The organism is Pseudomonas fluorescens (assembly GCF_019212185.1).
Lineage (GTDB): Bacteria > Pseudomonadota > Gammaproteobacteria > Pseudomonadales > Pseudomonadaceae > Aquipseudomonas.
The window spans coordinates 380,517-393,085 of the sequence record NZ_CP078138.1 but is presented as its reverse complement, the minus strand read 5'-3'; the positions used below and the strand labels follow the sequence as shown (position 1 = coordinate 393,085).

Below are 12,569 nucleotides of genomic sequence, written 5' to 3'. Positions count from 1 at the left end.
CCTCAGCAGTTTTCGAAGTGGGTCTTGCGCTGGCCGCGCAGGACGATGTCAAAGCGATAGGCCAGGCAATCCATCGGATTGGCCATGCTCATGTCCAGTCTGGCGATCAGGCTCTGCACCGCCTCCTGGTTGGCAATCGACTTGACGATCGGGCACATCGGGATCAGTGGATCCCCTTCGAAATAAAGCTGGGTAATCAGCCGCGTGGCGATGGACGGGCCGCTGATGGACACATGCACGTGGGCCGGGCGCCAGTCGTTGGGGCCATTGCGCCATGGGTACGGGCCGGGTTTGACGGTGCGGAAGCTGTAATTGCCATCGCGGTCGGTCAGCGCACGGCCGACGCCACCAAAGTTCGGGTCCAGCGGCGCCAGGTAGCTGTCCTTCTTATGGCGGTAACGGCCGCCGGCGTTGGCTTGCCACATTTCCACCAGGGTATGGGGAATCGGCTTACCGTACTGATCACAGACGCGACCGGCGATGAGGATGCGCTCACCAATCGGCAGCCCGCCGTTATTGAAGTTCAGCAGCAAGTCGTTGTCGTACTTGTCCATGCGCAGGTGGGAGAAGTCCGGACCGCTGGTTTCCGAGACCGATTGCGGAATGCTCACCAGGGCTTGGCGTGGCGAGCGCAGGATCGAGGTCTTGTAGTCAGGCGTCAGGGCTTTGGGATGCCAATTACGGTCACGAATGACGAAGCGGCTGTCGTGCGCGTCGGACATGTCGTACTTCCTATTATTATGGTGAAAGGTCCGTAAGCTTCGCCTGTTGCGGCCCAATCAAACATTGAAAATACCGACCCTATCCATATCCAAATGGTTATGGATAGTGGCCACCGCGGTATTCCTCACCCACCTCACGCAGCACCTGCGCGCACCATTGCGCCGCGGACGTCAGCGGCAAGGCCGGGTTGCTGCACAGCCCTACCGAGCCGCCGGGCTCGCGCATGCCCAGATCCAGCTCGACCAGATCACCCTGGCGCAAGTCCTGGCGGACCGCGTCCAGCGGCGCGACCCAGATCGCCTGGCTGGATTGCACGTAGCGCCGGCTCAGGGCCACCGACAGGGTTTCCAGGCGTTGCCGCGACGGGGTGATGCCGTGCTGCACGAAGAGACTGTCGGCAAATTTGCGAATAGTGGTGCCCGCCGACGGCAGGACCAACGGATAGTCCTGCAAGTCGTGTTGGCCCTGTGGATCGGCCAAAACCGGATGACCGGTACGCACCACCAGGGTCATGGACTCGCTATAAAGATGCTCGAAGGCCAGGCCGAGAATCGCCGGGCTGTCGGTCATGCGCCCCACCACCAGATCCAGCTCGCCGACGCGCAGTTGCGCCAACAGATGAGCACTGGCCCCGGTCACGATTTTCACCACCAGCGCCGGATGCCGTTGGTGCAGCCGGCAGACCACTTCCGGCACCAACAGGCTTTCGACAGTGGACAGCACGCCGAGCTGCAGGGTGATGGGCTCGTGCACCCCGGAGCGCAGACTGTTCACCCCCTCACGCAGCGATTGCACGCTCGGCCCGGCGTAACGCAGGAACGCCACACCCGCCTCGGTCAGGGTCGTGCCCTTTTTGCTGCGCTCGAACAGGGTGGAGTCGAGAAGGGTCTCCAGCTCCTTCAAGGTCTTCGACAGCGCCGGCTGGCTGATCGCCAGTTTGTCGCAGGCGCGGGCCAGGCTGCCCTGGCGCGCGACTTCGAGAAAACACAGCAGATGGCGGAATTTGATGCGGGTATCGATGTTCAAGCGGACGCTCTGCCTGAGAAGGTGTGGCGTCCATTATTGTTGAAAGTGCTGCGCGAGCAACACCGCGATGAGCTCAGCCCCTGGAACTCTGCGCCAGTTGCTCGACGAAAAACTCTACATGCCCGGCGGGGTGAGTCGGCAGCGGCCAGGCCTCGGTTTTCAAGGCGAGGTCGCGAAACGCCCGGGCGAACTTGGAACGCGCGTAACCATCGACCACCGCCTGACGCTTGCGCACGGCCTTTGCCACAGCATCGTCGTTGGGGACTGCGCCTATGTAATGCAGTTGCACATCGAGAAAAGGGTCGGTGTACCTATGTAACTCGGCAAACAGCTTACGGCTCTCGAGTGGCCCTTCTGACTTGTTGACCAGTATCCGAAAACGGTGAAGGCCGTAGTCCTGGTGAAGCAACTTGATCAGGTTAGCGGTCCCGCGGACCGAGGCCGGCTCGTTGCACATCACCAGCAAAACTTCCTGCGCCGCCTGCAGAAAACTCAATACCCATTGCCCCAGACCGCCGGCCGTGTCGATGATCAAAACATCCAGCTCTTCACTGATTGCACTGAATGCATGGGTGAGCGCACGAAACTGCGCGGGTTGCAGCTTGAGCATGCTCTGCAGGCCCGACGCTGCGGGTGCGATGCGAATTCCGCCGGGGCCGCGGATAAGTGCCTCCACAAGACTGCAGCGCCCATCAATGACGTCCGCCAGGGTGAGCCGAGGGAGCAACCCCAACAGTACATCGATACTGCCCAGCCCCAGGTCGGCATCGAGCAATACCACGCGCTTTCCAGCTTTTGCCAGCGCCACGGCAAGATTAACCGCCACCGTGGTTTTACCAACACCCCCTTTGCCGCCGCCGACCGCAATAACGCGCACGCGATGCACGGGAGTAATTTTCAATGGGTCTATTGCATGCATAAAGCAGGTCTGTCCTTTACAACAATTGCTGGGCAGGTTTGTTGGACACTTAATACTTTTTAATTAGTTGTTATAGATAACGTCAACGCCTTTACCCGACACCCAAAGTATCGACACCCGGGAATCCGCGAGGCAACCACCACACAACTAAACAGCCTTAACCTCAAGCGCCAGAAAGGAGGACAGTACGCTGCGAACAACCACCTGAGATGAATAATGATACACGCCTCAAAACACGCCAAAGAGTCTGGTTTCCGGACAATTGTATTTAATCCAAAAGCATTACCTTAACGTGATTTTCGATCAATTTGGAATGTGCCTTGCAGAGACGAAAAAACCTCCTAATATGATGATAAAAAGATGTGTGCTTGATTGTAACGAGGGGCCAATAGCAGTCACAAAACCCTTTAAATCAAGGCTCACGGGAGGGTGATATTTTTTTCCGCTAATGTAGAAAATCTTCAGCGGTTGAATTAGAGTCCTTACTGAGCTTTGGAATTTCCACCTAAAGCCCTATTTTTTATCGGGAATTGGAGAACCAACCGTCGCTGTAATATCGCGACGGGAGAGAAGGATCGCATATGCACAAGAAAACCGCGCGCCTCACTATATTGATCGATCTTCCGACGAAAAAGAAATTAGAAGATCTCTCTGAGACAGTTGATCTAACCGTATCGCAAATTCTCAGAAAACTAATCAAAAACCACTTGAGCGAATTTGATCAGCCGATCAATTTTTCCGCAGAGGAATCGATTCGCGAAGATAATTTCCCACTTAATTAGGACCCGCGTACTAAGTCTTCCCAACTCCCCACCTGAATCAGCCCATTTCGGTGGGGAGCAATGACGCTAACTGTGACGCAGCTCACATAATTATCCTGTTGCGTACATAGAGCACTTCGCCCTGCCCCTGTCTTCAACTGACGTTGACAATGGATTTTCTTATGTCTTTGAAACAGCAACTAACGGCTTGTTACAACTTTCTCCAACCGCAGAATGCCGAGCTCACAACCGAGGATGACAACCCAACGGTCTGCTGTCTGTTCTTTTCCATCAGTGATGGCTCCCAGCGGGCGCGGGTGTTCCAGGTGGGCGCAGCCAGCTTCGAGGCGGCCTGGAACGACGGACTGCAGGCCCTGCAGGCGCTCGAACTTTCCGACAGCGCACTTTGGTTGCGAGTCGAGTGTGCAGTTAATGTGACCTCATTGTCCTGGGCCCAACTGCTGGAGCGTCTCAAGCGTTACAAGCGCAACTATTTCAGGCAGGGCATCGCTTTCGATCCGGCGCTGAAAACCGCGCTGACCGAACAGGAAATCAACGCTAACGCCATCCTCTACGGCGGCGCCAACATGCCCCTGGCCACGTTCAACCTGGGCAACTTTTCGGTCTACGTGAAAAAGCGCTTCAGTGATTCGGCCGCACTGGACGCGGTGATGGCCGCACAGGACAACCCCGGCACACAGGTCTACCTGTTTCAGACCCGAGGCGTTTTTTGTGCTGAAGACGGTGTCGTCCATGAGTTGCATGGCAACGGCTCCAGCGTGGGCCGGCGCAAAACTGCCGAGCTGAGCGCTGGCGATGTTCGCGACAAGGTGGTCACGGCCTCCGAGTTTCTCAGTCGCCAGGTCAAAGACAGCGGGCAGTTCGTCTACGGCGTGTTCCCCTGCTTCGATCGCACCATCGAAAACTACAACGCCCTGCGCCATGCCAGCACCACCTACTCGATGATCGAAGCCTTTGCACTGACCGGCGACGAAGCGCTGCATGGGTCGATCCAGCGTGCGCTCGGCTATCTCACCACGCATCTGATCAAGCCCTACACCTTGGCCGACGGCAGCGCTGCAGCATTCCTGGTGGATACCGGCGATGAAATCAAATTAGGCGGTAATGCGGTTTGCCTGCTGGCCCTGGTCAAATACTGCGAAGTCACCGACAGCCGCGATTACTTGCCGTTGCTGTCCGCGCTGGCCAACGGCATCGCCTCAATGCAGGACCGGCGCACCGGCGGCTTCAATCACGTTTTGCACGCCGGCGACCTGAGCATCAAGGCGCCCTTCCGGATCATCTACTACGACGGCGAAGCGGCCTTTGGCCTGATGCGCTTGTATGGCCTGAGCGGCGACGAGCGCTGGCTGCAGGTGGTTGAAAAAGCCTTCGACTACTTCATCGCCAAACAGCACCACCGCGAGCACGACCATTGGCTGAGCTACTGCGTCAACGAGCTGACGCGCTACCGTCCCGAGGAAAAATACTTCCGTTTCGGCCTGAACAACTTCGTCGACTACCTGGGCTTCGTCCAGCAGCGCATCACCACCTTCCCGACCCTGCTGGAACTGATGATGGCCGCCCAGCAGATGCTGCAGCGGATCGAGCAAATGCCGGAGTTGCGCCACTTGCTCAATGAAGTCGACCTACAGGCGTTCTACCGCGCCCTGCACCACCGTGCCGGGCATTTGATGAATGGCTATTTCTGGCCGGAAATCGCCATGTTCTTTCGCAATCCGGCACGCATCGTCGGTGCGTTCTTCATTCGCCACCACGCGTTTCGGGTGCGCATCGACGACGTCGAACACTACTTGTCCGGGCTGATCGCCTATCACCAGTACCTGCGTGATGGCGCGCCTCAGGTCGCTCGCGCACTGCCGCGCACACAAGACGGCTGGCACTGGGACGCGGCCACTGTGGCCCGGGCAACCGGCGGCACCTGGGTGGTCGCTCCACCCGCCGATTGGCAAGCCAGCGGCCTGGTGCCTTCGATGGTCTTCGGCAACTACCAGCGCATGCTGAGTCGCCCACCGAGCCCTGCGCGCCCCAACGAAGCGCATTTGGCGCGGATGTGGGCCAACGCTGATCCATCCCGCCGGCCGTCAGCCTTCGTCTGCGTCGAACCGACGCCCTACCTCGACACCGGCCTGCCGGTGCTGCAAGTCGCCGACACTGCCGAAGCGATGCTGCAAATGGGACGACATGCCCGCCTGAACTTCGGCGGCCAAGTGTTCGGCGTCACCGGCAGCGCCGGCAAGACCACAGTGGTCGCGATGCTCACCCATGCCCTGCAGCAACTGGGACCGGTGGCACAGACCGAAGGCAACGCCAATCTGCCCCACGGCATCGCCTGGAACCTGTCGTGCATGACCGCCCCAGCGCGTTTTTGGGTGTTGGAAATGGCCGTGGGCAGGATGCCGATCAACTCCGAGTTGGTACGCCCGCACATTGCCGTGGTCACCAGCCTGTCGCCGGCACATCTGGAGTACCACGGCACCCTGGAGAATGTCGCACGCAAGAAAAGCGCGATCTTCAGGTCCATGGCGCCCGGCGGGCACGCGGTGTTGAACCACGACATGCCGTACTACCAGGTGTTCGCGGATGCCGCCCGGCGCGCGCAATTGTCCCAACTCAGCTACGGCGAGCATGCTCAGGCCGACCTGCGGCTGATCGACTGTGTCACCACGCCCTCGCATTTGCAGGTCACGGCCAGTTTCCGTGGCGCGCCACTGCACTTCAGCTTGCGCGCCCGTGGCCACCACATGGTACTCAACGCCTTGTCGGTCCTGGCCGCGCTGATTGCCGCCGGCTTGCCCACCGAACAAGCCCTGATCGCACTGGAGACCTTCGAAGCGGTGCAAGGTCGCGGCAATACCCTGACGGTTCACTGCGAGGGCGGTGCGTACCAGTTGATCAACGACGCTTACAACGCCAATCCCGGCTCGATGGGTGCCTCGCTGAAAATGCTCGCCGAGCTACCTGGGCTACCGCAACAACGGGTCGCCGTGCTGGGCGATATGCTTGAGCTCGGCCCCGACAGCCAGCGTTATCACCTGGAACTGGCCGAGCACCTGCTGGCGGCCAAACCGCGCCATACCCTGCTGTGCGGCCCGTTGATGCACGGGCTGTACGCGCAGTTGCGCGGGCAGTTGAGCATCGAGTGGTTCGAGGACGTCAGTGCATTGCGCGAACAACTGCCCGAGCACGCCGCGCGCTGGTTCCGTGCAGATGACTATGTGTTGGTCAAAAGCTCGGGCGGCACCCGCTTGTCAGAACTGGTGGAATCGCTGACCAACACCGAGCCGGCATTGGCGACCCCCTGACTCAGGGCCGGGCGCAGCGCGCCGCGGTCTTCAGGCCGATGTCGTTGCGCAGATGGTGGAAGGTCGGACTCACCGCCGGCGCTTCGATCAACTGCGCCGGCAGCCCCGCCGCCTGCAGCGCCTGAAAAAAATTCTGCTGCAGCGCGAAGGAGGTGATTTGGTCTTCAGGGTTGCCGATTACGAACAGCGCCTGCCCGGGTATTTTGGCGATGCCGTCGACATGCTCCAGGGGATCGTAAGGGTTGAGCAGGCCATTGGTGTCGCGCCCTTCACGCGGCGGCAGGCCTCTTCTTTGACGAACCATCTGTGCCCGCTTCAGCAGGTCAAACGCTCCCGAGGTCATGACCGCGCACTGCACATCCTCGCGCCCCAATGTCAGTAGCGCCGCTACCGCCGTCGCCCCACCACTGTGGCCGAGCAGGACGAACCTGCCGATCGAATAGCGTGCGCGCAACGCATCCAGCGCCGCATCCAGAGGCTGGAATTCGCTGGCCTGACGCCGATGCAGATGGTTGCCGCTGGAGCCGTACGTCCCCGGGCGCGCGACAATCACCACCGGAACATGGGCGCGCCGACTGAGGGTCGCCGCTTGCTTGTCTTTGGCCGCAACGGTATTGCCGGCGATCACCTCGGGTGCCTGGCGCATCTCCTTGTCGCGGTCACCGTGGAACATCACGATCACCACCGGCGCATGATCCAGAGCCTCGCCGCTGAAATAGCGGATGCAGGATTCGCCGCTGGCAGACTCGACCCACAGGGCCGAGTCCGGATCGTTGCATCTGGCCCGATCGGGGGCGGAATTCCACAGCAGCGGCGAATCATCGCTGGCGCCAACCGACACGCTCAAGCTGGTTAGCAGAGCCAGCGCCCATACCCCGCGCACGGGTTTCAATCCGAACATGCCGCTGCCTCGCCCACTAACGTTCACGCAGCGCTTCACGCGCCCGGTTCATCGGTTTGATCAAGAAATCGAGCACAGTCTTCTGCCCGGTCTTGATATCCGCCGCGGCGATCATCCCCGGCACAATCGAGAACGCTTTGCCGGCCTTGTTGTGCAGTTCGTTGTCGTTGGTGCGGATGAACACCCGGTAGTAGAACACCTCGGGTTTGACTTCATCCTGGATGGTATCCGGGGAGATCGTCACCACCTTGCCGTCCATGCTGCCGTAGATCGAGTAGTCGTAGGCGGTGATCTTGACCTTGGCCTCCTGGTCGGGATGGATGAAGGCAATGTCCCGGGGAGAAATACGCGCTTCGATTAGCAACTGGTCGTCCATGGGTACGATCTGCATCAAGCGGCCGTTGGGCGGAATGATCCCACCGATGGTGGTGACCTCAATGTCCTTGACGATGCCACGCACCGGCGAACGCAAGGTCAGCCGGGTGACCGAGTCGGAACGGCCCATGAGCACCGAGGACAGGGTCTGCACATCGGAGTTGGCCTTGGCCAGTTCCTCGCCGGCCCGCACCATGTACTCGGAGCGTGACTGGGTAAGCTTGAGTTCCAGCTCGGATTTCTGCCGCTTCAGGCGCAGCACCTCGACGTTGCTCGCGGCGCCGACCCGGGCCAGGTTTTCGGTGATCTCCAGTTCACTGCGTACCAGCCCCAACGAAGTGCGCACCCCGGCCTGGGACTCTTCCAGGCCCTTGCGCCGGGTCTGGTACAGATCGGTTTCGGCGGCCATCAAGGCCGGGTAGGCCTTGAGTTCCGCGGGGAAGCTCAGTGCGGTGCCGTTCACTTCCGCCTGCAGGCGCGCCACGCTGGCCAGTGAGGCGCGGTACTTGGCCGCGCTCTCGCCGAAGTTGGACTCGGTCTTGGTCGGGTCGAGCTTGGCGAGGATCTGCCCCTGCGCAACGATATCGCCCTCGGCGACATTCAGCTCGGCAATGATCCCGCCTTCCAGAGACTGGATCACCTGCTCGCGCGAACTGGGGATGACCTTGCCGGTGCCGGTCGACACCTCGTCGACTTCAAACAGGTACGCCCAGGTGCCGAAGGCCAGCAGCATCAGCGCCACGCACCAGACGACGCGGGTGGAGCGGACTACGGTTACGTCATCGAGGCCGTCGTCGTGAGCCTGGGCATGCTCGGGGGTACGGTTGTCAGTAGCCATGCGAACTATCCTTCAGCGCAGTCGATTGCAGTTTCAGCCGGCTCATTGCGCCTGATTCCTGGGTTTGGAAAGCCGAGCAATGGCGTTGTCCTTGGTGTCGTCGATGACCACCGTGCCGTTGTCGACGACGATGATCCGGTCCACCAGACTCAGCACACTCATGCGGTGCGTGGCGATGATCAGCGTGCGTTGCGCGCCCCACTGGTCGAGGCCCTGGATCAGCTTGCGCTCGCTGGCGTCGTCGAGGGCCGCGGTCGGTTCGTCCAGCAGCACGATCTGCGGCTGACGAATGATCAGCCGCGACAGCAACAGCGACTGCCGCTGGCCACCGGACAGGCCCAACCCGCCCTCAAGAATCATATGGTCCATGCCAAGCGGGAATTTGCTGATGAATTCCAGGGCGCCGGTCAGGGTCAATGCCTCGAGGATCTCCTGGTCACTGGCATGGGGCGCACCCAGCATCAGGTTCTCCCGCAGGGTGCCGTGGAACAGCCGCGAGTTCTGGGTCAGCAAGCCGACATCGCGGCGCACATCGGCCGGGTCGATATGGCTCAGGCCGACGCCGTCCAGGGTCAGCGACCCCGAACTCAGGTCGATCATTCCGGCCATCGCCTGCAACAGCGTCGACTTGCCGGCGCCGTTGCGCCCGAGCACGGCGATGCGTTCGCCGGGGGCGATCTTCAGGTCCTTGACCAGCAGGGCCGGCATCGGGGCGTCTTCGCTGTACTTGAACTCCGCCTGCTTGAACTCGTAGTTGCCCTGCACCACCGGCAGCTGCACGCGCTTGCTGCCTTCGGGCTGGTCGACCGGCAATTGCATGATTCGGTGCAGGCCCTGCAGAGCCACTTTGGCCTGCTGCCAACGGGTCAGCACCATGGTGATCTGCGACATCGGTGCCATCATCCGCGAAGCCAGGATCGACGAAGCCACCAGGCTACCGGTGGTGATATCGCCGGCCATGACCATCGGCGCACCGAACACCACCACCACGGCGAACACCCCGCCCTGCACACTCTGGGTCCAGGTCACCAGGCCACTGGTGAGGGTCCGCGAGCGCAGGCTGGCCTCGGCGGCGGTGGCGTTATAATGATTCCATTGCTGCTGGAAGCGCTGCTCGGCCTGGAGCATCTTGATGTCATCGAGGCCCTGCACCGTCTCCACCAACATGGCGCTGCGCAATGAGCTTTCGCGCATCGACTGGTTGGCCAGTCGCGCCAGTTTCTTCTGCGCCAGCAACCCTGGCACCACCAGCACCAGTAGCGCGCCCAATGGCACCGCCACCAACGGTCCGCCGATGAACCAGTAGATCACTACGAACAGCAGGAAAAATGGCAGGTCGGCCAGGGCGCTGGCGGTGCTCGAGGTAATCAGTTCGCGCAGTTGTTCCAGCTCGCGTAACTGCGAGATGAACGAGCCGGTGGATTTCGGTCGTGCGCTGTTGCGCAGGCGAATGGCATGGCCGAACACCAGGTCGGAGACGCGCATATCCGCACGCTTGCCGAGCAGGTCGGTGATGCGCACGCGCATGATCCGCAGGATGAAATCGAAGAACAACGCCAGCATCACCCCGCCAAATAAAACCAACAGGGTCGGCATCGATTCAGCCGGGATCACCCGGTCATACACCTGCATCGAAAACAGGACGCCGGCCAGGCCCAGCACGTTGGCTGCCAGCGACGCGAGCATGACGTGACCGTAGGGACGCAGATCACGCAAGACAATACTTTTGAACCAGCTCTTTTCGTAGGGTTTGACGTAGTCGTCGACTCGCGAGTCCCGCGCCGCCCGCGCTGGGCGCAGGATCAGCGCCTTGCGCGCGCAAGCGATCAGTTCGGCCCGGCTGATGCGGCTTTGCAGGCCCTGATCACCGCTGTAGACAATCCCCAGCTCATCGTCGTCGCCAAGGGTCTGCAGGACGCCGATTTGTCCGTCATCCAATTGCACGACCAGGGGCAGGCGACGTTGCACGAGCAACGCCGCAGAGAAGTCAACAATCTTCAGGCTCAGGCCGGCCTGGCGCGCCATCTGCCGCAGCACCAGGTCAAGGTCGACGCCGGTGCTCCACTGCGCGGCAATGCGCACATTCTGCGCCGAGCAATCCAGGCGGTTATGCCGGGCGACGCTGATAATCGCTTCCAGCCAGCCTTCGTAGTTCAATGCCAGCGCCGCGTCCAGGCTCTGGGGTTCACTCGCGCTCTGGGTATCGAGGTTGACGGCGTCATTCATGGTCGAATCTCCACACCTTGGATGGTGCTGCTGTCCAGGTTGAACGCCGTGCGCAGGGCGCTGCTGTTGTACAGGCAATCAATTTCCAGGCGGTTAAGGTCGGCGGCAGTGTTCGCCCGGTCCATGGCGGCCTGGTGGATTTCCTGTTCGGCGTTCAACAGATCGAGCAGCGGTCGCGTGCCCAGTTCAAGGTATTGCTGGCGATACAAATCGCGGGTTTCGGAAATGCTGCGTTCACGAAAATCCAGGGTCGATAGGCGCTGTTCGAGGCTGGAGGTCTGATCCCGCGCCTCGAGCAAGCCCTGGCGCACCGCCAGGCGTGCGGCATCATTGGCCGCCTCGGCCGCGCGCAGGGCCTGGGCCGCCGCCGATTTTCGAGCGGTGATGGCGCCGCCTTGATACAGCGGCATCTGCACGTTGAGGAACACCCCATAGCGCGTGCGATCGCGGCCGCCGACGCTGCCGTCCTCGTCGTTGCTGTCCAGGTATTGGGTGGCGGTGGGGTCCAGGGACACGGTCGGCATCGCTTCGGCACGCGCCTGCGCGATCTGCGCTTGGGCATCGACCTGCTGGGCCTGGGCGATCAACAGCGAAGGCGTCAGCACTTGGTCGGCATTGATGCCGTCGCAGGACTGCTTGAGCGTCGCCGGCATGCTCGCGGTGATGCTCACCGGCGTCCGCGCCCCGAGCAAACTGCCGAGGGTGCTGCGCCAGCGGTTGTACAGCGCGGTGTATTGCAGTTGCGTGGCGACGGCTGCCTCGACCCGCGAGCGTGCCTGGATCAGGTCGGAGCGAGTGCTGGCGCCCATGTCGCTGCGCTTTTGCGCGAGGTCGGCAATCGCCGTCAGGCCTTTGACCTGTTCCCGGGAGATCGCCAGCAGGGCCTGGTAGCGCTGCAACTCGATCACCGCAAATGCAGTGTCGCGGGCCACCTGGTCGATGGCCAGCAGCACCGAGGCTTGCTTGCCATTGAGCCGGGCCACCGCGCTGTCCACCGCGCTGTCGACCTTGCCGAAGTCGTAGAGCATTTGTGACATCGACAGGGTAAAGGCCTGGCTCTGGCCATTGCCGGTCAGGCCGCTGTCATAACCGCTGTTGAAACCGCCCTTGATCTGCGGGTAGTAACCCGAGCGGGCGACGGTGACGTTGTCGTGCTGCTGGTACAGCTGACCAATGGACTCCGCAATCGCGGGGTGCCAGGCGACGGCCAATTGAATGGCGCGTGGCAGGTCGAGGTTGTCGGGGATCACGTTGCTGGGGGCAGCCGGTCGGCTGGCTCCGAACGAATCGCCCGGTAAATGCTGGCCCACATCTTTTGGGCTGATGGTGGAAAGATTTTCAGGTGCGTAGTCGCGTGTCAGCGCTACGGCCTTCTCTATAGTCAGTGACTGCATGGCCACGGCCAACAGTGTCACAAACAGGAACTCGAACCGATCCTTAGGCTTCAAGTAATGCTCCAATACGACGTGCTGTC

General features: G+C 61.1%; 9 protein-coding genes. 2 read left to right on the top strand and 7 right to left on the bottom strand.

The genetic code is table 11. The features are described from left to right. Positions 1–2 precede the first annotated feature (2 nt). From pcaH to KW062_RS01640, 3 genes are all read right to left on the bottom strand, one after another. Positions 3–722, bottom strand: a complete 720-nt coding sequence (gene pcaH, locus KW062_RS01650; protein ID WP_105755923.1) for a protocatechuate 3,4-dioxygenase subunit beta — start codon at positions 720–722, stop codon at positions 3–5. A 97-nt stretch (positions 723–819) separates the two neighbouring features. Beyond that, a complete protein-coding gene (gene pcaQ / locus KW062_RS01645; protein ID WP_105755924.1) occupies positions 820–1,749 on the bottom strand; it encodes a pca operon transcription factor PcaQ in 930 nt (309 codons plus the stop codon). 73 nt (positions 1,750–1,822) lie between these two features. Further along, positions 1,823–2,644 (bottom strand): MinD/ParA family ATP-binding protein, encoded by an 822-nt coding sequence (locus tag KW062_RS01640; protein ID WP_105755926.1) that lies wholly within the window; start codon positions 2,642–2,644, stop codon positions 1,823–1,825. A gap of 605 nt (positions 2,645–3,249) precedes the next feature. Between KW062_RS01640 and KW062_RS01635 the strand changes: the two genes are divergently transcribed. Continuing rightward, complete coding sequence (locus tag KW062_RS01635) at positions 3,250–3,450, top strand: hypothetical protein (RefSeq protein ID WP_027617210.1); 201 nt, start codon at positions 3,250–3,252, stop codon at positions 3,448–3,450. 161 nt (positions 3,451–3,611) lie between these two features. Then, positions 3,612–6,755 (top strand): Mur ligase family protein, encoded by a 3,144-nt coding sequence (locus tag KW062_RS01630; RefSeq protein WP_105755925.1) that lies wholly within the window; start codon positions 3,612–3,614, stop codon positions 6,753–6,755. Position 6,756: 1 nt separating this feature from the next. On the opposite strand, the gene KW062_RS01625 is transcribed toward KW062_RS01630, so the two are convergent. The 4 genes from KW062_RS01625 to KW062_RS01610 are packed head-to-tail and all read right to left on the bottom strand — an operon-like array spanning position 6,757 to position 12,489. After that, positions 6,757–7,656, bottom strand: coding sequence for an alpha/beta hydrolase family protein (locus KW062_RS01625; protein ID WP_158261857.1), 900 nt, complete (start codon positions 7,654–7,656; stop codon positions 6,757–6,759). Positions 7,657–7,672: 16 nt separating this feature from the next. After that, entirely contained in the window at positions 7,673–8,869 is a 1,197-nt protein-coding gene (locus KW062_RS01620) for an HlyD family efflux transporter periplasmic adaptor subunit (RefSeq protein ID WP_033865995.1), read from the bottom strand. A gap of 42 nt (positions 8,870–8,911) precedes the next feature. Further along, positions 8,912–11,095 carry a type I secretion system permease/ATPase gene (locus tag KW062_RS01615; protein WP_027617206.1) on the bottom strand — a complete coding sequence of 728 codons (2,184 nt, stop codon included), beginning with the start codon at positions 11,093–11,095 and terminating at the stop codon, positions 8,912–8,914. Beyond that, positions 11,092–12,489 (bottom strand): TolC family outer membrane protein, encoded by a 1,398-nt coding sequence (locus KW062_RS01610; protein ID WP_177433287.1) that lies wholly within the window; start codon positions 12,487–12,489, stop codon positions 11,092–11,094. The genes KW062_RS01615 and KW062_RS01610 overlap by 4 nt, the downstream gene beginning before the upstream one ends. Between the last annotated feature and the right edge of the window lie 80 nt (positions 12,490–12,569).